The sequence below is a fragment of the Fulvimarina fulva genome (genome assembly GCF_039652615.1).
Classification (GTDB): domain Bacteria; phylum Pseudomonadota; class Alphaproteobacteria; order Rhizobiales; family Rhizobiaceae; genus Fulvimarina.
Genome location: NZ_JBDJAC010000001.1, coordinates 449733 through 472320, shown reverse-complemented (window position 1 = coordinate 472320; position 22588 = coordinate 449733). Strand labels below are relative to the sequence as shown.

24 protein-coding genes are annotated in these 22588 nt (G+C 59.4%); 15 read left to right on the top strand and 9 right to left on the bottom strand.

Going from position 1 to position 22588, the window contains the following annotated elements; all coding sequences use genetic code 11:
* The 3 genes from ABDX79_RS02160 to ABDX79_RS02150 all read right to left on the bottom strand — a co-directional run bounded on the left by ABDX79_RS02160 (window position 1) and on the right by ABDX79_RS02150 (window position 2509).
* The gene (locus ABDX79_RS02160; RefSeq protein WP_346218605.1) at window positions 1-291 is read right to left on the bottom strand and encodes a hypothetical protein; all 291 of its coding nucleotides are present in this window, start codon (window positions 289-291) and stop codon (window positions 1-3) included.
* Between the two features lie 346 nt (window positions 292-637).
* Window positions 638-1597 carry a sensor histidine kinase gene (locus ABDX79_RS02155; RefSeq protein WP_346218604.1) on the bottom strand — a complete coding sequence of 320 codons (960 nt, stop codon included), beginning with the start codon at window positions 1595-1597 and terminating at the stop codon, window positions 638-640.
* A 117-nt stretch (window positions 1598-1714) separates the two neighbouring features.
* On the bottom strand, window positions 1715-2509 hold the full coding sequence (locus tag ABDX79_RS02150) for a response regulator (RefSeq protein ID WP_346218603.1): 795 nt from the start codon (window positions 2507-2509) through the stop codon (window positions 1715-1717).
* 267 nt (window positions 2510-2776) lie between these two features.
* On the opposite strand from ABDX79_RS02150, the gene ABDX79_RS02145 reads away from it, so the two are divergent.
* The 8 genes from ABDX79_RS02145 (at window position 2777) to ABDX79_RS02110 (ending at window position 6388) form a co-directional block, all read left to right on the top strand.
* Complete coding sequence (locus ABDX79_RS02145) at window positions 2777-3121, top strand: NepR family anti-sigma factor (RefSeq protein ID WP_346218602.1); 345 nt, start codon at window positions 2777-2779, stop codon at window positions 3119-3121.
* On the top strand, window positions 3118-3669 hold the full coding sequence (locus tag ABDX79_RS02140; protein WP_346218601.1) for a sigma-70 family RNA polymerase sigma factor: 552 nt from the start codon (window positions 3118-3120) through the stop codon (window positions 3667-3669). Before ABDX79_RS02145 ends, ABDX79_RS02140 begins: the two co-directional genes overlap by 4 nt.
* A gap of 257 nt (window positions 3670-3926) precedes the next feature.
* Window positions 3927-4337: an ElaB/YgaM/YqjD family protein gene (locus ABDX79_RS02135; protein ID WP_346218600.1), complete on the top strand. Its 411-nt coding sequence runs from the start codon at window positions 3927-3929 to the stop codon at window positions 4335-4337.
* A gap of 6 nt (window positions 4338-4343) precedes the next feature.
* Entirely contained in the window at window positions 4344-4778 is a 435-nt protein-coding gene (locus tag ABDX79_RS02130; RefSeq protein WP_346218599.1) for a hypothetical protein, read from the top strand.
* Window positions 4779-4848: 70 nt separating this feature from the next.
* Window positions 4849-5301 (top strand): host attachment family protein, encoded by a 453-nt coding sequence (locus ABDX79_RS02125; protein ID WP_346218598.1) that lies wholly within the window; start codon window positions 4849-4851, stop codon window positions 5299-5301.
* Window positions 5302-5342: 41 nt separating this feature from the next.
* A complete protein-coding gene (locus ABDX79_RS02120; protein WP_346218597.1) occupies window positions 5343-5588 on the top strand; it encodes a hypothetical protein in 246 nt (81 codons plus the stop codon).
* A gap of 92 nt (window positions 5589-5680) precedes the next feature.
* On the top strand, window positions 5681-6079 hold the full coding sequence (locus ABDX79_RS02115) for a hypothetical protein (RefSeq protein WP_346218596.1): 399 nt from the start codon (window positions 5681-5683) through the stop codon (window positions 6077-6079).
* Between the two features lie 36 nt (window positions 6080-6115).
* Window positions 6116-6388, top strand: a complete 273-nt coding sequence (locus ABDX79_RS02110) for a DUF7218 family protein (protein ID WP_346218595.1) — start codon at window positions 6116-6118, stop codon at window positions 6386-6388.
* 71 nt (window positions 6389-6459) lie between these two features.
* Here ABDX79_RS02110 and ABDX79_RS02105 read toward each other — a convergent pair whose 3' ends face one another.
* Complete coding sequence (locus ABDX79_RS02105) at window positions 6460-7974, bottom strand: NAD(P)H-hydrate dehydratase (RefSeq protein ID WP_346218594.1); 1515 nt, start codon at window positions 7972-7974, stop codon at window positions 6460-6462.
* 302 nt (window positions 7975-8276) lie between these two features.
* Here ABDX79_RS02105 and ABDX79_RS02100 point away from each other — a divergent pair, with 302 nt between their 5' ends.
* The 3 genes from ABDX79_RS02100 (at window position 8277) to ABDX79_RS02090 (ending at window position 10804) form a co-directional block, all read left to right on the top strand.
* Window positions 8277-8615, top strand: a complete 339-nt coding sequence (locus ABDX79_RS02100; protein ID WP_007066448.1) for a P-II family nitrogen regulator — start codon at window positions 8277-8279, stop codon at window positions 8613-8615.
* Between the two features lie 57 nt (window positions 8616-8672).
* The gene (gene glnA / locus ABDX79_RS02095; protein ID WP_346218593.1) at window positions 8673-10082 is read left to right on the top strand and encodes a type I glutamate--ammonia ligase; all 1410 of its coding nucleotides are present in this window, start codon (window positions 8673-8675) and stop codon (window positions 10080-10082) included.
* Between the two features lie 386 nt (window positions 10083-10468).
* Entirely contained in the window at window positions 10469-10804 is a 336-nt protein-coding gene (locus ABDX79_RS02090; RefSeq protein ID WP_346218592.1) for a hypothetical protein, read from the top strand.
* 405 nt (window positions 10805-11209) lie between these two features.
* Here the strand turns inward: ABDX79_RS02090 and ABDX79_RS02085 are convergent, their stop codons facing one another.
* A complete protein-coding gene (locus tag ABDX79_RS02085) occupies window positions 11210-12256 on the bottom strand; it encodes a glutamine synthetase beta-grasp domain-containing protein (protein ID WP_346218591.1) in 1047 nt (348 codons plus the stop codon).
* A gap of 382 nt (window positions 12257-12638) precedes the next feature.
* On the opposite strand from ABDX79_RS02085, the gene ABDX79_RS02080 reads away from it, so the two are divergent.
* From ABDX79_RS02080 to ABDX79_RS02065, 4 genes are all read left to right on the top strand, one after another.
* A complete protein-coding gene (locus ABDX79_RS02080) occupies window positions 12639-12830 on the top strand; it encodes a DUF2735 domain-containing protein (protein WP_346218590.1) in 192 nt (63 codons plus the stop codon).
* 287 nt (window positions 12831-13117) lie between these two features.
* Window positions 13118-15142 (top strand): DNA topoisomerase IV subunit B, encoded by a 2025-nt coding sequence (gene parE, locus ABDX79_RS02075; protein WP_346218589.1) that lies wholly within the window; start codon window positions 13118-13120, stop codon window positions 15140-15142.
* Between the two features lie 113 nt (window positions 15143-15255).
* Entirely contained in the window at window positions 15256-15867 is a 612-nt protein-coding gene (locus ABDX79_RS02070; protein ID WP_346218588.1) for a hypothetical protein, read from the top strand.
* A gap of 212 nt (window positions 15868-16079) precedes the next feature.
* Window positions 16080-17603, top strand: coding sequence for a DEAD/DEAH box helicase (locus ABDX79_RS02065; RefSeq protein WP_346218587.1), 1524 nt, complete (start codon window positions 16080-16082; stop codon window positions 17601-17603).
* 244 nt (window positions 17604-17847) lie between these two features.
* Here the strand turns inward: ABDX79_RS02065 and hflX are convergent, their stop codons facing one another.
* From hflX to ntrX, 4 genes are all read right to left on the bottom strand, one after another.
* A complete protein-coding gene (hflX, locus tag ABDX79_RS02060; protein ID WP_346218586.1) occupies window positions 17848-19227 on the bottom strand; it encodes a GTPase HflX in 1380 nt (459 codons plus the stop codon).
* Window positions 19228-19470, bottom strand: coding sequence for an RNA chaperone Hfq (gene hfq, locus ABDX79_RS02055; protein WP_007066440.1), 243 nt, complete (start codon window positions 19468-19470; stop codon window positions 19228-19230).
* A 259-nt stretch (window positions 19471-19729) separates the two neighbouring features.
* On the bottom strand, window positions 19730-21106 hold the full coding sequence (gene trkA / locus ABDX79_RS02050; protein WP_346218585.1) for a Trk system potassium transporter TrkA: 1377 nt from the start codon (window positions 21104-21106) through the stop codon (window positions 19730-19732).
* Between the two features lie 103 nt (window positions 21107-21209).
* Complete coding sequence (gene ntrX / locus ABDX79_RS02045; protein WP_346218584.1) at window positions 21210-22574, bottom strand: nitrogen assimilation response regulator NtrX; 1365 nt, start codon at window positions 22572-22574, stop codon at window positions 21210-21212.
* Window positions 22575-22588: the final 14 nt, after the last annotated feature.

Here is a 22588-nt window from a genome sequence, read left to right as displayed (position 1 = left end):
TTATCTCGAAGCGACGAGCTGCTGATTGTTCACGAGGTCGATGTCGAGACGCCCGTCCCGTGTCACAGACCATTCGAGTGACGCCGATTGCTCGAACGAAGCCGGATCGACGGCTTTGCAGGCACCGTAAAGCTTCGGCATCCGGGTCTCTGCAAGACGAACCTGCAGGCCAAGATCGTTGCGGCATTCGTCGATCGTTTCATATGCGGGTGCCGCGACTGGCACCTCCCGGCAAGTCGTGACGTCCGATGAACAGCCAACCAGAAGCATCAAAGCAGCAATGTGTTCCATTGAACCTCTCCATGTTGGAGGTAAAACAGAGTCAACCCACTTTCGTTCCGCGTCGCAGAAAGGGAAAGTAAAATTTCCGTTGAGGAAGAAAGCGAAACCGTCTTCGAGCGAGGCATCCGGTGAGCTGACGGATGCGCAGGCAGGCCGAAGGAAAAGACCCTTTCGAATCAGGCGCTTGCCCCAAACCTTCCAAGGTCGGAGATCAAACGGCTGGAGAAGTCGCGGAAATCTGTGAAGCCAAAGCAGCAACCTGAGAGTTGCCCACTCGCACCTTCAGTCGCAAAGCAGCTTTTTCACAATAGCGTTACGGAAGAAACTCACGGTCCGAATGAGAAAATTCGAGGGCCTAGAGCCCGCTTGGCTCGTTCGTAAGTTCGAACTGCGCATCGGGAATGAGCAACCGATAAAGAACACCGTCGGGCTCATGGGTCAGCTTGGCGGAGCCGCCAACAGCGTTTGGAACGATACGCTCAAGCGTTGCCGTACCAAAGCGAGGATCGCGGTTCTGGCGCACACGCGGACCGTTATACTCTTTCCACGTGAGCACGAGATCCTGATGATCCTCGACCTCTTCTAATTCGGTCGAAATCTGGACTTCTCCGCCGGGAACCGAAAGCGAACCATAGGAAGCCGCGTTGACCGCCAATTCGTGCAGGGCAAGACCGACATGAAGGGAGGCGGTCGGCGACAAATAGACCGACGCAACGGCCGATTTTATCTGCTGATTGCCGTCGGGGGCATATCGCTCGACCTGGAGGGTGATCAGTTCGTCCAGCTGGGCACCACGCCAGTTCGTATCGGTCACGATGTCCTGAGAATAGGACAGCGATTGAATCCGTCCGCGGAATCGAACGAGGAATTCCGGAACCGTCAGAGAATGGCGCGCCGTCTGGCTCGCAAGGCTCTGGATAATCGCGAGCAGGTTCTTCGAGCGATGGGAAAGCTCGCGAAGAAGCGTCTTGAGCGTATCTTCGCGTCGCTTGCGTTCGGTTATCTCCACCGAGGTGCCGAGAAGCCCGGAAATCGAGCCGTTCTCATCCCGATCGACATCGAGCTGGATATCGTACCACCGGGAGGACCGGGTCGTCTCGTGAAGGAATTCGAAGCGAACCGGCGAACCCGTGGTCAGAACCTTTCTCCTCACATCGAGCGCGTACTGCAACGACGATTCGTTGAGGATATCGGAATCCGACATGCCCTCTCGGACATCGGAGAGCCAGGATCTTCCAGGATTGCAAACCCAGGAATAGCGAAGATCGTGGTCCTGCCGGAACACGGACATATCCGTGTTTTCAACAGCTTTCATGACCTTTGCTGCCAGCATTAGACCACGCTTGAACCTTTGCACCTTAGGTCGGAAAGCCGGTGTTCGCCCGCCAACGGCCCCAACTTAATCGACGATCGGCGATAAACGCCGACCGGTTTACGCGGCAACCTTATGGTCGCTTTCGAAGAACAGGGCCTGGCTGATCAGAGCCTTCACCATGTCCGGGTTGAACGGCTTCGTCACCAGAAAGGTCGGCTCGGGCCGCTCGCCCGTCAGCAGTCGCTCCGGGAACGCCGTGATGAAGATCACGGGCACCGAAACATGAGACAGGATATCGTTCACGGCATCGATTCCGGAACTGCCATCGGCAAGCTGGATATCGGCAAGAACCATACCCGGCTGCTGCTGCTCGAACAGCGCGATCGCTTCCTTGTGCGTCCGGGCGACGCCGGTGACCGAATGCCCCAGACCCTCGACCATCTGCTCGATGTCCATTGCGATCAGCGGCTCATCCTCGATGATCATGATGTCGGTCGAGACCTGGCGACCGATATCGGCGCTCGCCTGGCTGATCAGGTTCGAGAACTCGGTCTCATCCTTCGACAGGATGTCGGCCGCCTCATCGGTGGTGAAGCCCTCTACGGCGACGAGCAGGAACGCCTGACGCGGCAGCGGCGAAATCGCCTTCAGATTGCGCGAGGCCTTCTCTTCCCAGCCACCGGTCTGCCCATCATCCTGAATGTTGATGTCGAGAGACTGCCAAAGCGAAGAAAACAGCTTGTAGAGCGAAATACGGGGCGACTGATCGTTCGGGAAAATCTCTGGATCGGCAATGAGCGCTTCCAGAACGGCTGCAACATAGGCATCACCGCTAGACTGCGAACCAGTGAGAGCCCGAGAATAACGCCGAAGATACGGTATGTGCGGCGCTATGCGGGATGACATCGACATGAATACTCCCCTCGTGTCGATTGGATTTGATCGATCGACCTTGCCTGGCGGTAAGCCGACAATGCGCCGATCCAGCCGAAGTTCCCCTGAAAAGGATCAAGTCGGTCCGGCATAGTTATGGTGTCTGAAAACCCAATGTGAAGTGGCGGAACGAACTTGGCTATTGGTATATTAAAGAAAACGCTCGGAGGAGGATTCACCCCTTGAGCAAAGCGCACGCTCCCATATGTGCCGACGAGAATACGGCTGAAACTCGGACCATTCGACTTGCAGCCCTCGTCGCGAGCGAAAAAATCGAGACAGCATAAGCTTTCAGTTAAAGCCGACCTCGAAGTCAACGACGAGATTGACCATATGAAAGATATGCCGGAACCAGACATGGACACACGCAAAGCCGAGAAGGACGCGCCAGGCGCCGAGAGGCCCGCGGAAAACAAGCAGGAATCCGAAATGAGCTTTGCGCTGCCAAGTGCGATAGGCGACCGCCTCAAAGCCTACTACAACGACGTTGCGAGCGAGCCGGTGCCGGATCGTTTCCTTTCGCTCCTCGAACAGCTGGACCAGGCTGAAGGGGAGCAAAAACGTAAATCGGACAAAGAGGAGGTCGAATGACCGCGGAGACCGATTTTCGTCGCGACCTGATTTCGGTCATTCCGAACTTGCGCGCCTTCGCCGCATCGCTCGCAGGATCGTTCGACCGTGCTGACGATCTTGTCCAGGAGACACTGGTGAAAGCATGGGACAAGCAGCATACGTTCCAGCCGGGCACGAACCTGAAGGCGTGGCTTTTCACCATTCTTCGCAATGAGTTCTACACCCAGATGCGCAAGAAGGGCCGAGAGGTTCAGGATGTCGACGGCATCCACGCCATGCAACTCGCCGGTCATCCCGAACAGCAGGGCCATCTCGATCTGCAGGATTTTCGCAAGGCGTTGGACATGTTGCCTGACGACCAGCGCGAAGCCCTGATTCTGATCGGTGCGTCGGGCTTCTCGTACGAAGAAGCGGCCGATATCTGCCATTGTGCTGTCGGGACCATCAAGAGCCGCGTGTCACGCGCGCGAACCCGCATCGGGCAGATCCTGCAAATCGAAGGCGACGGCGAATATGGGCCGGACTCGATCGCTTCGCAGATCATCGGCGTTGCGCCCGCTGCCTGACAGGCGGCGCTATCGCGGCATTCTCAGACCCGACGCCCATGAGGGCGACGACACATCCTGTCGCCGCCCTCAAGGGCTGGGTCTCTTCTTAGCAGGCTTTAGAGCCGGCACCAGAACCAAATCACTCCAAATCATCCACAGATAAGGCACCCGTCCAGCACTCTGGGCTGGAACATTCTCGCAAGTGCGCTGTTTGGAGACAAAGGACATGTCCGCACACCCAGTGTGCGGCGCTTTAAAGACCAGAAAGGCACCCCATGGCATCGGACACTTCATCCTCCAACTACGGCGCAGGCACTGCATCCGGCACGGCATCCTCATCCACAACGGCCGGCTCGACGACGCCGGGCTCGTCCTATTCCAGCTCCGCAGCAACGCGCGGCGATCGCGAGGAACTTGAGGCGCAAATCCAGAAACTGCGCGAAGACGTGTCTGGTGTCGCAGAATCCCTGAAGAGCATGGCGACGAACCGGTCCAATAACGCCCGGAACCAGGCCACCGCCATGCGGGACGAGTACAAGGCGAAGGGCGAGCGCTATCTCAAGCAGGCCCAAGAGGCTGCCGACGATCTTGAAGACCAGCTCAGCGACCGTATTCGCGATGAGCCGATCAAGAGCGTTCTGATCGCCGCTGCGGTCGGTTACCTCTACGCTCGCATCTTCCACTAAGCCAATATGTGGTTCCTTGTAGCGAAGATATTTCAGGGCGAGATCGGCATCTATCTCGCGAGGCTCAAGCGCCTCGCGACGCTTTATGCGGTTATGAGCGTCTTCATCCTGCTCCTAATCGCATTCCTTATCACGGCCCTGTTCGTATACGCCGCCTCGTTTATCGGAGCGCTCAACGCGGCCTTGATCGCGTCGGCGGCATGTTTGGCGATCGTAGTCGTTCTCTGGATCACCACGATCGTGGTGAGGCGCAAACCGGAAAAGCGAGCCCAGGACAGGATGAAGCGGGATATCGCCTCCGTCGCTGGCACGACCGCACTTTCCAATCTGCCGAAGATCTTTGCTATGGCACGCAAGAGGAAGGCAGCCGCGATCATGACGCCACTCGTCGCAATCGTGGGCTTCGGTGTGTGGCGGTTGCTTCAGGGCGACGACGACTAGATCTTCGCCATCGTTCAATTTGAGGGCGCGTGGCCAACGCGCCCTTTTTCATTCCAGAATGGAGAAAATCATGAGCTCGGTTGAGATTGGTTATGAAACCTGGTTGCTCATTGCCGATGGAGAGAAAGCCCTCTTCCTGAAAAACCTCGGCGATCAGGAGCTTCCGAATTTCGAAATTCAGCGGGTCGAGGAGCAGGACAATCCCTCCGACGCCGAGCAGAGCGCGAACAGGCCCGGTCGAGCCGGCGATGGTGGGGCGTCGAATCCTCATAGATCGGCTTTCGAGGACACCGATTGGCACAAACTGGCGAAAGAGCGGTTCGCTGCGGAACTCGCAGACATTCTCTACAAAATGGCGATCAAACACAGGTTTGAGAAAATCGTCCTCGTCGCCTCACCATCGACCCTTGGCGAGCTCCGAGAGCACCTTCACAAGGAGGTGGAACACCGGATCGTCGGTGAGATCGCGAAGGATCTGACCAACCATCCGCTCGGCAAGATCGAAGATATCCTCACGAACTGAGCCAGATCCGGCAACCGATCTCTGACCCATGGCAGGCCGTCATGTCGCAACACGATCCGAATGACACTGGCCCGGAGATTTCCGGTACGGTCGTGCTCGTGGGTCTGAACGCCGCGCTAGCGATAGCGGTCGCGATCGCCATCTTCAATATCGGGTATGGAACGACCCCGCCTAACAGTGCCTCGGGTATCGACCCTCAGGAGACGACGTCTGCCGAAAGCGAAGCGGAAAGCGTGATCGGAACAGGGATGGTATCCAGCGAGGAGAGCCTGCAAGGAGCCCAGTAAACGTCGCAGGAAGCGCGGCACGAACAGCTTCTGGTGAACTTCGAGCTTTCCAATCGCGTTTACCCATCAGATTTACCAGAAGGAACAGAGCAATGTCAGATCAACCGACACGTACTGAAGCCGATATCGTTCCAGTCGATCAGGCCGTGGGTGGCGATGCGGATAATCCCGGCATCGCGCAGCCTGTAACCCAGGACGAGATCGACGATATTCTGAGCAATCAGGCGATGACCATCGAGGAACGCCAGATGCGTCTCGAAGAACTCCGCTCACGCGTCGGAGCGCGACAGAACGCGGATCGCGGTGACGAGATGTCCGCCATCGAGATGCAGCTCAGCGAGGCCCTCGGGCTTCTTGCAGACGGCGGGCATACCTATGCGACGGCCGAAGGCGTCGGAATGGATCCGGCGGGACGGGCCGATGCACGTGCGCCCGATGACGACCGCAGCCTTGGCGGGCCGGACGCAGCCGGCACCCGTGAGCCGAAATAGCCGGGTTGATGGGCTCAGGAAAACGGAGTTCGCGACATGGCGAGCAAAGAGAACGAGAACAATCCTTCGCTGAAAGCGCCCGATGTCTACGAAGAGCTCCGTGATCAGGGCTATTCGAAGGGAAAGGCCGCGGCGATTTCCAACGCACAGGCCAATCCCGACATGGAGCCCTCCAAGAAAGGCGGTAAATCGCCGCCTTACGAGGAATGGACGCGCGATGAGCTCTACGAACGCGCTCAGGAGCTGGATATCGACGGTCGATCCAACATGTCCAAGGACGAACTGATCGACGCTCTACGCAACGGCTGATTGTGCCGGATCGGTCCCGGAGCCTGATGCTGAAACGATGCGTGACTTTCAGCATCAGGCTTGCCGCACCATCAACCCGCCAAAAGATCGCCAAACACCTGAGGAAGCTGACCGGCCAGATCTTCGGCGATCAGCCCTGGGCCGAAGTGTTCAGCTGCTCGTCCATGCATCCACACCCCGGCCGCCGCCGCTTCGAAGGCGGGCATGCCTTGGGAAAGCTGTGCCACGATAATACCGGTGAGCACGTCCCCCGTCCCGGCGGTCGCAAGCCAGGGCGTGCCGTTTGCATTGATCGCAGCCCGGCCGTCGGGCGCCGCGATCACAGTGTCACGCCCCTTGAACACGACGACGGCTCCGGCCTGTTCGGCGGCACGCCGCGCCTTGCCCAGCTTCGATAGGGACCCGTCTGACGCGATATCACCGAAGATTCGGGAAAATTCACCAGCATGCGGCGTCAAAACCAATTTTGCGCCTTGCTCATCGCGAGACTTTTCTGCGGCGGCGAACAGGTCTCGAGGTTCGTCTGAGAACGAGGTAATCCCGTCTGCATCGAGAACGAGCGAGCGGCCGGCACCGAGAACGCTGAGCGCATAGTCGCGGGCGCGATCCCCTGCCCCGAAGCCTGGGCCCAGAACGAACGCCTTGAGGCGCTGATCGTCGAGCAGGTCCACAAGATCCTCCTCCCCTTCACAGCGCTTCAACATAACGGCCGTCAGATGGGCGGCGTTGATCAAAAGTGCACCGGCCGGTGAAACGAGCGTCACGAGCCCGGCACCTGCCCTGAGCGCGGCTCCAGCTGAAAGGCGCGCTGCCCCGGTTTGCGAAGCTGGCCCCGAAAAGACGGCCGCGTGTCCACGATCGTATTTGTGACCGTTGTCGGCTGGCAGTGCGAGGAAATTTTTCCAGAGGCCCGGCGTATTCAAAAACGCTTTAGGCTGGATGGTCTCGAGCACCGCGCGTTCGATCCCGATCTGACGGATGTCGACGGCGCCGCAGCGCGAGCGGCCGGGCTCAAGATAATGACCGGGTTTGGCACGGAAGAACGAAACCGTTTTGTCCGCCTCAAAGGCCGCTCCCAGAACTGCACCGCTTTCGCCGGAAACACCGGAAGGAAGATCAATCGCGAGGACCTTGGCCGCCGAAGCGTTGATCCCCTCGACAAGTTGCGAGATCCTGCCTTCCAGCGGCCGCGAAAGGCCTGCTCCGAACAGCCCGTCTATGACAAGGACCGTATCATCGGGATCGAACCCGTCGAGCGGCTTGACAGGGCCCCGATAGAACTCCGCGGCAAGCGCTGCGTCGCCGGAGAGCTGGTCCGGTCGAACGAGGGCATGCACTTCGACCGTGAAGCCGCCCCGTCTCAAGAATTCGGCAGCCACGAAGGCATCGCCACCATTGTTGCCGGGACCTGCGAGACAGAAAATCCTGCCGGTACTCCCTGAAACGGCTTCTGCGATCATGGAGAGCGCGGCGTCCGCCACCTGAGCACCGGCCGCCTTCATGAGCTCAAACCCGGCCAAACCGCCCTTGATCGTCAGACGGTCCGCCCTCCCCATTTCATCGGGGGTCAGCAATTCGAGGTTCATCGCGTTTGGGCGGCCTGGCTGCTTATTCATTGCTCATTATGCCTGTTATTTGATCGGAAAATCGCATTTTTGCTGACGCGGAAATGGGCTCGGATGGATCGACGTCGAACGAACTAGGGCCTTGCGGCAAACCCCAAGCCCGAAACAGCTTGAGAATCGTTCGACGGAACTGGCACTTCGCGCTTTGAAAACTATTTGCCTCCCGGCAGGTTTCCATGTGCCGTACTGGCACGCAGCCTGCATCGCAGCGGATCGCCGGGCACAATGCCCGCGTCGGGGACCAGATATTTAGAGGATGTTCGATGAAGAAGGTCGAGGCAATCATCAAGCCGTTCAAGCTCGATGAGGTCAAGGAAGCCCTCCAGGAGGTTGGCCTCCAGGGCATCACCGTGACCGAAGCCAAAGGTTTCGGCCGGCAGAAGGGACATACCGAACTCTATCGCGGAGCCGAATACGTCGTCGACTTCCTGCCGAAGGTGAAGGTCGAACTCGTCCTCGGTGACGACGTCGTCGCCACCGCAGTCGAAGCGATCCGCAAGGCCGCTCAGACCGGGCGGATCGGTGACGGCAAGATCTTCGTGTCCAACATCGAGGAAGCTATTCGCATTCGGACCGGTGAGGCCGGCACCGACGCGATCTGACCGGAATCCCCGATCCGATCCAACCAAAAAACTGCTTATCAACTGGGAAGGACCGTCATGACTGACGCCAATGAAATTCTGAAGCAGATCAAGGATAACGACGTCAAATTCGTCGATCTGCGCTTCTCCGATCCGAAGGGCAAGATGCAGCACGTCACCATGGACGTGTCCCAGGTCGACGAAGACCTTTTCTCCGAAGGAACGATGTTCGACGGTTCTTCGATCTCCGGCTGGAAGGCGATCAACGAATCCGACATGGTCATGATGCCCGACCCGGAAACGGCGCACATGGACCCGTTCTTCGCCCAGTCGACCATGGCGATCACCTGCGACATCCTCGATCCGGTTTCCGGCGAGGCCTATAACCGCGATCCGCGTACGACGGCCAAGAAGGCCGAGGCCTATCTCTCCCAGTCGGGCATCGGCGACACCGCGTTTTTCGGTCCCGAGGCGGAATTCTTCGTCTTCGACGATGTCCGCTACAAGACCGATCCGTACAACACGGGCTTCAAGCTCGACTGCACGGAATTGCCGTCAAACGACGACACGGAATACGAGACCGGCAATCTCGGCCATCGTCCGCGCATCAAGGGCGGCTACTTTCCGGTTCCGCCGATCGACAGCGCCCAGGACATGCGCTCGGAAATGCTCACGGTCATGGCCGAGATGGGTGTTTCCGTCGAGAAGCATCACCATGAGGTGGCGGCGGCCCAGCACGAGCTGGGCATCAAGTTCGACACGCTGACGCGCAATGCCGACAAGCTGCAGATCTACAAATACGTGATTCATCAGGTCGCCAACGCCTACGGCAAGACCGCGACCTTCATGCCGAAGCCCGTTTTTGGCGACAACGGCACGGGAATGCACGTTCACCAGTCGATCTGGAAAGACTCCAAGCCCACCTTCGCGGGCGACGAGTATGCTGGCCTGTCTGAGAGCTGCCTCCACTATATCGGCGGCATCATCAAGCATGCGCGCGCGCTGAACGCCTTTACCAATCCGTCGACCAACTCCTACAAGCGTCTGGTGCCGGGCTATGAAGCGCCGGTTCTGCTCGCCTATTCGGCGCGCAACCGTTCGGCATCCTGCCGTATTCCGTTCGGCCAGTCGCCGAAGGCCAAGCGCGTCGAAGTCCGGTTCCCTGACCCGACGGCAAACCCGTATCTCGCATTCTCGGCCATGCTGATGGCCGGCCTCGACGGCATCAAGAACAAGATCCATCCGGGCGCGGCCATGGACAAGGATCTTTACGACCTGCCGCCGGAAGAGCTGAAGGAAATCCCGACCGTTTGCCGTTCGCTGCGCGAGGCGCTCGAGAGCCTCGACACGGATCGCGACTTCCTGAAGGCCGGCGGCGTTTTCGACGACGACCAGATCGACGCCTATGTCGAACTCAAGATGGAAGAGGTCGAGCGTTTCGAGATGACCCCGCATCCGGTCGAATTCGAGATGTACTACTCGGTCTAAGGCCGGTTGAGCCCACCGGTTCAGCAACGGTAAGCGAAGGGAGAAGGGGCGCCGCGTGCGCTCCTTTTCTGTTTCAGAACCGTGCCGGACCGGACCGCAACGTCCTGAAGACGACTGATAACACCATGTACGCAAGCGTCAGAGCCTGCCGCTAGCGCGGCCCGTTGTTATAAAATCGTAGGACGAATAAATTGACTCAGATTCAGATTTTACTCACCGCGCGGCGGCACCCCGCCTGGGCTGCCGACCAGCCTTCTTCGCGGTGCTTTGAAAGGTCCACTGGCGACATTCTAATATTCTTGCGGATAGACCGGATTTGAACGATTTTTAAAGGCGGTTTCTAAATCTCATGAACGAAATTGGGCCCGTTAATCGGGACCAGTTTCATGAACAACTTTATCGACGGCTTCATCTCCACATTCTTTACCGCGCCTCCACGGGCACTGGCCCAGAAACCGCAGGCCGAACCAAATCCTGTTGCTGCCTCGAAGCCTGGGGAACCGCCAAAGGTTTCTCTGGTCGATGTTGTCGGAGAAGCAGCACGCGCTCAGGCAATCGCCAAATTCACCGCCTGGCAACTGGAAGCCAGCCAGGTTGACCCTTCCCTGGCTAAGCCAGATGCCGCCGCCACTCAGATCGGCAAGAGCAGCCAGAACGCTGAGACAGGACGCATAGCGATAATGACGCGCGACGCAGTCCGGGCGGCCTACGCGGAAAACTGATAGGTTGGGCAGACCTTGATCGGGCCGAAAGCCATCACGCTGTCCTGGCCAATTTGAATCTGGCGGGAGGCATGGCGCGGGCTTCGTTGATTTGAACCGATCGTGAGAGCAGATATGCCCGGCAATCGAACCGGACATCTCAGACCATCGATGTTCGTTTTCTTGGTCTTATGCGGAGAGGAAATCCCCGAATCCGTAAGCGTGTTCGGTGAAAAGCAGGCCTGCTCAAGCAAGCCGGTGCCGTCTGGACGGGCTGTGGCGGTGAGCCCAGGACAAGCGACAGCGACAGCCTTCCTGCCATCGCCTTTATCCGATCATCGTGGCCGTCCAGATCGGCGCCGTGGCACAAAAAAGCCGAGCACCTCGCGATGCCCGGCTTTTGAAAATCGTTTTGATCGGGGGCGATCAGGCGGCGACGGAGATGCCGCCTTCCTTGCTTTCCTCAACCTCGGCGATGGTCTTCAGGATCTGCGAAGCGATCTGGTAGGGGTCGCCCTGGGAGTTCGGGCGGCGATCCTCGAGATAGCCCTTGTAGCCGTTGTTCACGAAGGAATGGGGCACGCGGACCGAAGCGCCGCGATCGGCGACGCCGTAGCTGAACTTGTTCCACGGCGCGGTCTCATGCTTGCCGGTGAGGCGCATGTGATTGTCCGGGCCGTAAACAGCGATGTGTTCTTCGAGGTTCTTCTCGAATGCGGCCATGAGGCTTTCAAAATATTCCTTGCCGCCTGTCTCGCGCATATAAGTGGTCGAGAAGTTGGCATGCATGCCCGAGCCGTTCCAGTCGGTGTCGCCGAGGGGCTTGCAGTGATATTCGATGTCGATGGCGTATTTCTCGGTCAGACGCTGCAACAGGTAGCGGGCCATCCACATCTCGTCGGCAGCCTTCTTGGAGCCTTTGCCGAAGATCTGGAATTCCCACTGGCCTTTCGCGACTTCCGCGTTGATGCCTTCGTGGTTGATGCCGGCCTCGAGGCAGAGGTCGAGATGCTCTTCCACGATCTCACGGGCGATGTCGCCAACCGCCGAATAGCCGACGCCGGTGTAGTACTTGCCCTGGGGCTCGGGATAACCCTGCTCGGGAAAGCCAAGCGGACGACCGTCCTTATAGAAGAAGTATTCCTGCTCGAAGCCGAACCAGGCTCCGTCGTCATCGAGGATCGTTGCGCGCTTGTTCGACGGATGCGGCGTCGTGCCATCCGGCATCATGACTTCGCACATCACCAGAACGCCGTTCTCACGAGCAGGGTCTGGATAAACGGAAACCGGCTTCAGAACGCAGTCCGAGCTCGAACCTTCAGCCTGCTTGGTCGATGACCCATCGAAGCCCCAGAGCGGAAGCTGTTCGAGCGTCGGGAATTCGTCGAAGCTCTTGATCTGGGTCTTACCGCGAAGATTCGGGACCGGCTCATAGCCGTCGAGCCAGATATATTCGAGCTTGTACTTTGTCATTGATGACCTCCTGATGGGACCGAGGATGGAATAGCCATCGCGCTGAGAGCGCCAAGGTGATGGTTTTCCGGCTCACGTTCGCAAGTGCAACATCCATGCCAAACCCGAGGCCGGTTCCAGTCGTGTCGCGATCCATCGAAGGCGCAAGGTTCTAAAACGCGATGAAATCTCGGCAATGCGCTTGCTGCTCTGTCGAAAGCACATCCGATCACTTTCTAGTGATTAATACCTCCAAAAGCTCGATAAGCTAGGCTTTGCAAAAAGGGGCATACGATTTTGCAGTTTTTTCGTGCAAAATGATTATTATATGAGCAGGATAAGAACTAAGAATGAGCCGCCATCGGTGGCGAAAACCATCCGCATGAGATGAGGAGACAGAGACATGACCACGGGCATCGAATTGCAGTCGGCGACCATCTATCAGTTTCCGGTGGGCGGACGCGCCGGCGTCAGAAAGCGCGGTCATGGGTGGTCCGACGAGAGCACCGCGCGGGCGCTTGAAAGCGCAAATCACTTCGACTGGCGCGCGGCTTATCACGATGCGGCAATCTCCGAAGACACGGGATGCAACTGATCCCGCGCACCATTCGCGTGCCTGTTTGAAGTCGGCCGTGGCGCAATATACGGCCGGCCAGACAGGTTGAGCCGGCGGACCTTTTGCAGTGATTTCGATTTCCGAAAGCAGTGGAAATCTTGCGTTCACTTCACTTACGCGCTTGGCTGTTGCCCGACTGCGCTTGAAGAACAATACGTGAAAGTGTACCTCTTGGGCATGGTTCAAGCCCGCCTCTACAGGACTTTCATGCCCTTCCCCTTCCCGATACGGGAAGCGGTCGTGCGCGCTCGCATCGGCAGGCGCTCATGAGTGACGATCTGTTTTCCGGCAACGCCGCACGCAAGATACCAGTCCAGCGTGTCACGAAACCGCAGAAGGCCGAAGCCGATCAGCAGCCGTTCGGCGGCGACTACACGGCGGCCGACATCGAGGTTCTCGAGGGTCTCGAACCGGTTCGTCGCCGTCCTGGCATGTATGTCGGCGGCACGGATGCAAAAGCGCTGCATCATCTCTTTGCCGAGGTCATCGACAACTCGATGGACGAAGCGACCGCTGGCCATGCAAACGTCATCGAGGTCTCGCTGGATGCCGAAGGCTTCTGCACAGTGGGCGATAACGGCCGTGGCATCCCGATCGATCCGCATCCACGCTTTCAGGACAAGACGGCGCTCGAAGTCATCCTGACGACACTCCACGCGGGCGGCAAGTTCGACTCGAAGGTATACGAAACCTCGGGCGGCCTCCACGGCGTTGGTATTTCCGTCGTCAACGCGCTTTCCGAAAAGCTCGAGGTCGAGGTCGCGCGTAACAGGAAGCTGTACCGGCAGGAATATGCGCGTGGCAAAGCGGTCACGGAACTTCAACCTGTCGGAGATACGCAGAACCGGAGGGGAACAAGGGTTCGCTTTCGGCCCGATCCGCAGATCTTCGGTGACCATGCCCGGTTCGAGCCAGCCCGGCTCTTCCGCATGGCGCGCTCCAAGGCCTATCTGTTCGGCGGCGTCGAAATCCGCTGGCAATGCGATCCGAAGCTTCTCGACGCCAACAGCCCGATCCCCGCGCGGGACAGTTTCCACTTCCCCGGTGGCCTGAAGGATTATCTCGACGCCTCGATCGGGAAGGACCGGATCACCTCGCAGATCTTTGCCGGACGCACGGAAAAGGTCTCCGGGCACGGGGCTGTCGAATGGGCGGTCGCCTGGACGCCGGACGATGGCTCGATCCGCTCCTACTGCAACACGATCCCGACGCCGGAGGGCGGCACCCACGAAACCGGCCTTCGAGCGGTGTTGCTTCGCGGTCTCAAGGCGTTCGCCGAACTTTCCGGCAATAAGCGCGCATCGGTGATAACCGGCGACGACGTGATGTCGACCGCTTCCGGCATGCTTTCCGTCTTCATTCGCGAGCCGGAATTCGTCGGACAGACCAAGGATCGCCTCGCCACATCCGAGGCCCAGCGGATCGTCGAGCAGTCGATCCGCGACTCCTTCGACATCTGGCTCGCCTCTTCGCCGCAGGACGCGGCGCGTCTGATCGATTGGGTGCTCGACCGAGCCGACGAAAGGCTTCGGCGAAGGCAGGAAAAGGAAGTCAGCCGGAAGAGCGCCACCCGCAAGCTGCGCCTGCCCGGCAAGCTCGCAGACTGCTCGCAATCCGGCGCATCGGGGGCGGAGATTTTCATCGTCGAGGGCGACTCGGCAGGCGGATCGGCCAAGCAGGCGCGTGACCGAAAAATCCAGGCGATCCTTCCCTTGCGCGGCAAGATCCTCAACGTTGCGAGCGCCGGACGCGAAAAGCTTGGTGCGAACCAGCAGCTTGCCGATCTCATCCAGGCACTCGGTTGCGGCACAGGTTCAAAATATCGAGACGCGGACCTGCGCTACGAACGCGTGATCGTGATGACCGACGCCGATGTGGACGGCGCGCACATCGCATCTCTGCTGATCACCTTCTTCTATCGCGAGATGCCCGAGCTTATCCGTGGCGGACATCTCTATCTGGCCGTGCCGCCGCTCTATAAGCTGACCCAGGGCGGCAAGACCGCCTACGCCCGGGACGATCGCCACCGCGAACGCCTGATCGAGAAGGAGTTCAAGGGCAAAGGCAAAGTCGAGATCTCCCGCTTCAAGGGACTTGGCGAAATGCTTCCCGGCCAGCTCAAGGAAACCACCATGGACCCGAAGAAGCGCACACTGCTTCAGGTCGTTATGGACGAGGCTCCGGAAGCTGGTACCGCCGGCGCCGTGGACGCGTTGATGGGGAACAAGGCGGATCTGCGCTTCCGTTTCATCCAGGAACGATCCGCCTTTGTGGACGATCTCGATATCTGAGCGCAGATCGCTCAAACCAGGTCGAAGATTCGTTTCGCTGCATTAAGTGTGGGACGAGCCATCAAACGACGTGCATCCCCTAAAGGACAAACATGCGAAACGCATCCGCGAAATTGTTGCTCGTTTCGAGCCTTGCTCTTTGGCCGCTGCCGGCATTTGCCCAGAGCGAAGAGGCGCCGGCTGCACCAGCAACACAGGCAGAAGACGCCGCCGCAGCCGGAGCCGAAGCTCCTGCCACAGGGACAGGATCGACATCGGACGCCACAGATGAGGCGGCTCCCACGAACGGTGCGACGGCTGACACGGAAGCCGCGGCGCAGTCTCGTTCCATAGGAACTGAAGGAGTGGCTCAGGTCGTCGGCACGCTTTCGCCACTGATCGAGGACGTCCAAGTTCTAGGACCTTGGGAGGAAGGCGGCCGATCCGGTATCTGGCGCGCTGTCATGGCTCGCGATCCGGCCGATCCCACCAAGTCGCAGTTCTTCCTTCAACAGATCGCCCCCTCACCAACCGGGGCTCAGATTGCTCGTTCGATCAAGGTTGACGAGGTTGCTGCTCTTGGTGGCGCGGTTGTCGGCTATAGCGCCGACGAGCCGTCGGAAGGGCAGGAAGGCTCGCTGACCCTTTTCTTTGAAATCGTGCCGCAGGACGGCGAGATTGCCGAAACCTACGAACTGCGTGCGCAGCCAGATGGCTCATATGATTTTGGTTTCGCAACGAACTGACGAGAATTACGACGGGATTGTGAATAAAACCGGTCGAAATGCGTCAAATCCCTCAGGCTGTGGTGAGATTCTTTTGGGTCTGACCACTACAAACGTCCGCTCTGGACCTTTATATGACCCCTACGGTTGACTCTATGCTGGGCCCGCTCTATCGCGCGACTTGAATGCACTGGTTTTCCGCCATTCCCTGACACATCGAGAGTATTGTCGATTTGACCACCTTTTCCGAACTCGGTTTGAGCGCGAAAGTGCTGGCCGCCGTAGAGGCGACCGGGTACACACAGCCGACGCCGATCCAGGCCGAAGCCATCCCCCACGCCCTCGAGCGCAGGGATGTTCTTGGGATCGCACAGACCGGCACCGGAAAGACTGCGTCATTCGTACTTCCGATGCTAACCATGCTGGAAAAGGGGCGCGCCAGAGCGCGCATGCCGCGCACGCTCATCATCGAGCCGACCCGCGAACTCGCAGCGCAGGTCGAAGAGAGCTTTGCGCGCTACGGCAAGGAGCAGAAGCTGAACGTCGCGCTGCTTATCGGCGGCATGTCGTTCGAAGAACAGGACAGAAAGCTCGATCGCGGCTGTGACGTGCTCATTGCGACGCCGGGGCGCCTGCTGGATCATTTCGAGCGCGGCAAGCTGCTTCTGACAGGCGTAGAGGTTCTTGTCATCGACGAGGCCGACCGGATGCTCGACATGGGCTTCATTCCAGACATCGAACGCATCTGCAAGCTGCTGCCCTTCACGCGGCAGACGCTGTTCTTCTCCGCGACGATGCCGCCCGAGATCACAAAGCTGACCGAACAGTTCCTGCAGAACCCGGTCCGCGTCGAAGTGGCAAAGCCTGCTTCAGCCGCTCTGACGGTCGAGCAGCGTCTGGTCGCCTCCGGTGCCAAGGATTACGACAAGCGCGCGCGTCTGCGCGAACTGCTCCGCGCGAACGAAGACGTCACAAACGCGATCATATTCTGCAATCGCAAGCGCGATGTCTCGACGCTTTTCCGCAGTCTGGAAAAGCATGGCTTTTCCGCTGGCGCCCTCCATGGGGACATGGACCAGCGTGCGCGCATGACGATGCTGCACAATTTCCGCGAGGACAAGCTGCAGCTCCTCGTCGCGTCGGACGTCGCAGCCCGTGGGCTCGATATACCTGCGGTCAGCCACGTCTTTAACTTCGACGTCCCCATTCACGCGGAAGACTATGTTCACCGAATCGGCAGAACGGGACGCGCCGGACGGTCTGGCAAGGCATTTACCCTTGTAACCAAGGCCGAGACGAAGCATCTCGACGCCATCAAGAAGCTGATCGGCACGGATATCGAGTGGCTCGACGGTGACCTCTCGAGCGTCACCACCAGCGAAAGCGACGATGGCGAGGATGATCGTCGATCCCGCTCACGCGCCGGTTCGGGCCGAGGCACCCGGAACCGCAAGACGCGCTCGCGCTCAGGTGGGGACAAGAGCGAGAGCAAGCCGGACGAAATCGCAGCGACCGCTGAAGAGCCGAAAACCGACGAAATCGAACGTGAGGACCAGGACGCCGTGCAAGCTGCCGCAGTTCAGGACAACGAAGCCCCGCGCAAGCCGAAGGCTCAAGCCAACAACAATTCGCGTGGACGTTCCAGCGAACGCGGTAGAGCCGGCGGTCGCGGTCGCCCCTCGCGCGAGGACAGCAACACCCTCGTTGGATTTGGCGATGACATCCCGGCCTTCATGCTGATTGCTACCGGAACCTGACACGCGTCGAACAGATATGAGAAATGGAGCGCCGATCTTTTCGATCGGCGCTTTTTTTCTTGGGAGATATTGGGATTGGACAATGCCGCCGCGCTGCTGACCCGAAGGCTGTGCGGCACCCTGCGAGCGCGCTCGAAATTCAGCACCGCGAAGGGCTCGAACGGACTTCACGAGCGCCGGCGGCGAGCCAACAGAGAACAGGAACCGCAGCAAGGATCCTGTGTCTCGAAGCCCCGCTCGATCCTCAGCCGAGCTGAATGCCCTCGCCGGCGGCCTTCAAGCGAACAAGCTCACTTGCGCCCTGCTCCGTCACCTGGATTTGCAGATGGATTGAGCCGTCTTCCAGATCCTGGCGATCGAGAACGGACGCGTTTTCGTAGATCCAGGACAGGTGCCGCATACCGTCCTGATCGAGCGTGACGTCGAGATCCGAGATCTTCCCGGCAATGCGGCGCTCGATATCCGTGAGAAGCGCTTCGATCCCTTCGCCCGTCCAAGCGGAGACGATGTGGGGCCGCTGCTTGTCTGGCTCATTGGCGGCAAGCGTTTCGATGCGCTCGCGCTGCGAGGCATCCACCAGATCGATCTTGTTCCAGATCTCGACCACGTGATCGGTGTCGTCGGCGTCGATCTCCAGATCACGCAGGATCTGCCGAACGTCCTCCGCCTGCGCGAGAGTATCCGGGTCCGACACATCCCGAACATGGAGGATGATATCCGCCTCGATCACTTCCTCTAGCGTCGCCCGGAAGGCTGCGACGAGATGAGTCGGCAGTTCCGAGATGAAGCCGACCGTATCGGAAAACAGAATTTCCGTGCCATGGGCCAGCGTCGTGCGCCTGAGAGTGGGATCAAGCGTTGCGAAGAGAAGATCCTTCGCAAAGACGTCAGCCCCCGTCATCCGGTTGAAAAGCGTCGACTTGCCCGCATTCGTATAGCCGACCAGCGCGACGATCGGGTGGGGACGCTTACGGCGCTTCGCGCGGTGAAGCTGGCGCGTGCTGCGCACCTTTTCGAGTTCGGCCTCGAGCGCCTTGATCTTTGACTGAAGCTGCCGGCGATCGGCCTCGATCTGTGTTTCGCCCGGACCGCCGAGAAAACCAGCACCGCCGCGCTGGCGTTCAAGGTGCGTCCATGACCGGACCAGACGGCCGCGCTGGTAGTTGAGATGTGCAAGCTCGACCTGAAGACCGCCCTCCTTCGTGCGCGCCCGCTCCCCGAAAATTTCGAGGATCAGGGCGGTTCGATCCAGCACCTTCGCGTTGAGCTCTCGTTCGAGATTGCGCTGCTGAACCGGCGTCAGCGGATGATCGACGATCACGAGGCCGATGTCCTCGGCCGCAATGATGCCCTTCAGCTCCTCGACCTTGCCCTGCCCGATGAGCGTGGCCGGGCGCGGCGCGCGTTGCGAGATGATGCCGCTGTCGATGATGTCGAGCTGAATAGCCGCTGCCAGACCCAGAGCCTCTTCGAGCTTGGCATCCGGCGTGCGCCGCACCTCCAGTTTCGATCCGGGCTCTCGGGGCCCGGTGTCCTTGAACACGGGGACGTAGACAGCGCTCCTCGTCGGATCCGCCTTGTGTTCGATCGGTCCCTTTGAACCGCTATCGCCAAATTCCGCCAATCAGGCCTTCCCGTCGTCGCCATCGTAGAGTGAGACCGGCTGTGCCGGCATGATCGTAGATATAGCGTGCTTGTAGACGAGTTGCGAATGACCATCGCGACGCAGGAGCACACAGAAATTATCGAAAGACGTGACAACGCCTGTCAGCTTGACGCCGTTGACGAGAAAAATGGTGAGGGAAATTTTTTGCTTGCGAACGGTGTTGAGAAACAGGTCCTGCAAATTCTGAGAGCGTTCGGCCATGACCTGGTGCGCCATCCTTTTTTTATCGTTGATTGAAGACCTCGCGGCCCCGGGCGTTTGTTCAGCTTACACGCTACCGCCTGTGGATCAACGGCGGGAGGATTTGTTCTCGCCTGAATGAGAGAGGTTTTTTCCCAAAAATGTCGACAAATAAACCAGTCCAGACCACTCACGGTGCAAACGACGATTTCGGCCTTTGCACGGCTCGAAACAAGCCCGCCTGAAAGGGCGATGTTCCAAAGTGGCCATCGACCTGCCGTCAGAAGAATTCGAGACTGACCCTGAACATCTGCTCGACGCGACGGACAGCACCGGATTTGGCGAAGATCACGACCCGATCCTTTGCGCGGATCTTCGTCGCGCCTGTCGGCTTGACGTAGGCGCCCGCCCGATAGATCGAACCGATCCGCAGATTTTCCGGCAGGTCGAGGTCCCTGAGCGGCACACCGACGATCGGCGAGGTTTCCAAGGCTTCAGCCTCGATCGCCTCGGCAAGACCGTTCTGGATTGAGTGAACGGCGCGAATACGACCGCGCCGCACATGCTGGAGAACACGCGAGATCGTGACGGATTTCGGGTTGATGAAGGCGTCGATCTCTAGCGGCCGTGTCAGGCCCTGGAAGTCGGCATCGTTTAGTAGCGCGAGATTGCCATTACAGCCAAGGCGCTTGCCCATGACGCTGGCAAGGACGTTCACCTTGTCGTCGTTGGTGAGTGAAACGATGAGATCGCTTTCCTCGATATCGGCCTCGCGCAACAGGTTCTGGTCTAGTCCCGAGCCGTGAAGGACGATGGTCCGCTTCAGCTGATCCGCAATCGCCACGGCGCGGTCGCGGTTCGCCTCGATCACGCGGAGCTTTGCGCGGAGGTTTCGCCGCTCCATCTCGCCGGCGACATAAAGACCGATATTGCCGCCACCGACGATAACGATGCGCGTTGCGTCCGGCTCCAGATGGCCAAACAGGCCGAGGGTCCGTTTCACATGGGCCCGCTCGACCACCACATAGGCGACGTCGCCGGGCACCATCTGGTCCGTCGAAGAGGGAATGAAGAGGCCGGTTCCGCGCAAAATCCCGACGACGGTCGCGTTGAGGTCCGGGAAGAGATCGGTCAGCTGGCCTAATGGCGTATTCACGACCGGGCAGTCCTCGCGACATTCGATCGCGATCATGGCGATCGAGTTGTCGGCAAAGCGAACCGCGTCCATCGCCCCTGGAAGCGCAATGCGCCGCAGCACCATCTCGCCGACCTCAATCTCCGGCGAGATGATCACGTCGATCGGCATGTTGTCGGTGGAGAAGAGGTCCTGCCAGTGAGACTGGAGGTAGCTCTGAGAGCGAATGCGAGCGAGTTTCGTCGGGATGTTGAAAAGCGAATGGGCAACCTGGCAGGCCACCATGTTGACCTCGTCGTGCAACGTCACGGCGATGATCATGTCCGCCTGTTCCGCCCCGGCCTCGGCCAGAACGTCAGGATGGGCCCCGTGCCCGACGAAGCCACGGGCATCGAGATTGTCGCGGATCGCCTGCACCAGCGTTGGCGACGTATCGATGACCGAAACGTCGTTGCGTTCGGAGGCAAGACGCTCGGCGATACCGTAGCCGACCTGCCCGGCCCCGCAGATTACGACTCGCATTGGCGCATGCCCCTCAAACCCAAGTTCCGACTTCGCTTTATCTGCTCGAAAGCCTGAGCGCAAAGGGCCCGAAACGCTCGGGCCGGGAACGCCATGTCAGGCGTCAGATTCCAAGCGACTTCAGCTTGCGATGGAGCGCCGAGCGTTCCATGCCGACGAATTCGGCCGTGCGCGAGATATTGCCGCCGAACCGGCTGATCTGAGCGACCAGATATTCCTTTTCGAATACTTCGCGCGCATCGCGCAGAGGCAGCGCAAGGATCTGGCCATTCGACTGGCTCGGCGTCTGGGGAAGCATGTCGCCGACCTCGGAAGGCAGCATGTCGGCTGAAATCATGTCGTCCTCGTCGCCATCGCGCGACAGGATCATCAACCGTTCGATATTGTTCCGCAGCTGGCGGATATTGCCCGGCCACTCGGAGGATTGAAGCACGGCCAGCGCCTCGGGGCTGAGCTGTTTCGGCTTGATTCCCGTCTGCTCGCTCAGCTGCTTCATGAAGGCTTCGATCAGAAGCGGAATATCCTGGCGGCGCTGGGAGAGCGGCGGCACACTGATCGGAACGACCGCCAGACGATGGTAGAGATCCTCGCGGAAAATCCCCTCGGCGATCGATGATTCGAGATTTTGCGCCGTCGACGAAATGATCCGGACGTCGACCTTCACCTTCTTGGTACCGTCAACCCGCTCGAAGGACTGCTCGGTCAGAACCCGCAGGATCTTGTTCTGGGTCTCGCGGGGCATATCCGCGATCTCGTCGAGATAGAGCGTGCCGCGATGGGCCTGCTCCAGAGCGCCGATCTTCCGCTCGACGCCCGGAGGCGTCTCATTGCCGAACAGTTCGATCTCCATGCGCTCAGGTGTGATCGCCGCGGCGTTGATGGCGACGAACGGTCCTTCCGCGCGGGCCGAGGCCGTATGGATCGCGCGCGCAACCATCTCCTTGCCGGAGCCGGACGGTCCGAGAATCATGATGCGGCTGTTCGTCGGAGCGACCCGTTCGATAACGGTCCGCAGCTGGTTCATCGGCTGGGACTTGCCCAGAAGCTCGGTGAAATCGCTGGACTTGCGGCGCAGCTCGACGACCTCGCGCTTGAGCTTAGAGGTCTCCAGCGCCCGCTCTGCGACGAGAACCAGCCGATCAGCCTTGAAGGGCTTTTCGATATAATCGTAAGCGCCCCTTCGGATCGCCGACACGGCCGTTTCGATATTGCCGTGGCCCGAGATCATGACGACAGGCACCTCCGGGTGCTGCGACTTGATCATGTCCAGGAGGTCGAGACCGTCGATCCGGCTTCCCTGCAGCCAGATATCCAGAAAGATAAGCTGAGGCGCGCGGTCGGCGATCGACTGCAGCGCCAGATCGGCGTTTCCGGCAGTGCGGGTCTCGTGACCCTCGTCCTCCAGAATGCCCGCGACCAGATCGCGAATATCAGCCTCGTCGTCGACGATCAGAATGTCCGATGCCATAGCGTTTGTCGCCT

What these genes read in the sequence shown, in the direction of transcription:
- ABDX79_RS02080 (WP_346218590.1), top strand. Translation starts at nt 12,639, where the DNA reads ATGACCACGGGCATCGAATTGCAGTCGGCGACCATCTATCAGTTTCCG.
- ABDX79_RS02120 (WP_346218597.1), top strand. Translation starts at nt 5,343, where the DNA reads ATGTCGCAACACGATCCGAATGACACTGGCCCGGAGATTTCCGGTACG.
- ABDX79_RS02140 (WP_346218601.1), top strand. Translation starts at nt 3,118, where the DNA reads ATGACCGCGGAGACCGATTTTCGTCGCGACCTGATTTCGGTCATTCCG.
- ABDX79_RS02135 (WP_346218600.1), top strand. Translation starts at nt 3,927, where the DNA reads ATGGCATCGGACACTTCATCCTCCAACTACGGCGCAGGCACTGCATCC.
- ABDX79_RS02085 (WP_346218591.1), bottom strand. Translation starts at nt 12,256, where the DNA reads ATGACAAAGTACAAGCTCGAATATATCTGGCTCGACGGCTATGAGCCG.
- ABDX79_RS02130 (WP_346218599.1), top strand. Translation starts at nt 4,344, where the DNA reads ATGTGGTTCCTTGTAGCGAAGATATTTCAGGGCGAGATCGGCATCTAT.
- ABDX79_RS02100 (WP_007066448.1), top strand. Translation starts at nt 8,277, where the DNA reads ATGAAGAAGGTCGAGGCAATCATCAAGCCGTTCAAGCTCGATGAGGTC.
- ABDX79_RS02150 (WP_346218603.1), bottom strand. Translation starts at nt 2,509, where the DNA reads ATGTCGATGTCATCCCGCATAGCGCCGCACATACCGTATCTTCGGCGT.
- ABDX79_RS02160 (WP_346218605.1), bottom strand. Translation starts at nt 291, where the DNA reads ATGGAACACATTGCTGCTTTGATGCTTCTGGTTGGCTGTTCATCGGAC.
- ABDX79_RS02110 (WP_346218595.1), top strand. Translation starts at nt 6,116, where the DNA reads ATGGCGAGCAAAGAGAACGAGAACAATCCTTCGCTGAAAGCGCCCGAT.
- ABDX79_RS02105 (WP_346218594.1), bottom strand. Translation starts at nt 7,974, where the DNA reads ATGAACCTCGAATTGCTGACCCCCGATGAAATGGGGAGGGCGGACCGT.
- hfq (WP_007066440.1), bottom strand. Translation starts at nt 19,470, where the DNA reads ATGGCCGAACGCTCTCAGAATTTGCAGGACCTGTTTCTCAACACCGTT.
- ABDX79_RS02115 (WP_346218596.1), top strand. Translation starts at nt 5,681, where the DNA reads ATGTCAGATCAACCGACACGTACTGAAGCCGATATCGTTCCAGTCGAT.
- parE (WP_346218589.1), top strand. Translation starts at nt 13,118, where the DNA reads ATGAGTGACGATCTGTTTTCCGGCAACGCCGCACGCAAGATACCAGTC.
- glnA (WP_346218593.1), top strand. Translation starts at nt 8,673, where the DNA reads ATGACTGACGCCAATGAAATTCTGAAGCAGATCAAGGATAACGACGTC.
- ABDX79_RS02090 (WP_346218592.1), top strand. Translation starts at nt 10,469, where the DNA reads ATGAACAACTTTATCGACGGCTTCATCTCCACATTCTTTACCGCGCCT.
- ABDX79_RS02125 (WP_346218598.1), top strand. Translation starts at nt 4,849, where the DNA reads ATGAGCTCGGTTGAGATTGGTTATGAAACCTGGTTGCTCATTGCCGAT.
- ABDX79_RS02155 (WP_346218604.1), bottom strand. Translation starts at nt 1,597, where the DNA reads ATGAAAGCTGTTGAAAACACGGATATGTCCGTGTTCCGGCAGGACCAC.
- ntrX (WP_346218584.1), bottom strand. Translation starts at nt 22,574, where the DNA reads ATGGCATCGGACATTCTGATCGTCGACGACGAGGCTGATATTCGCGAT.
- trkA (WP_346218585.1), bottom strand. Translation starts at nt 21,106, where the DNA reads ATGCGAGTCGTAATCTGCGGGGCCGGGCAGGTCGGCTACGGTATCGCC.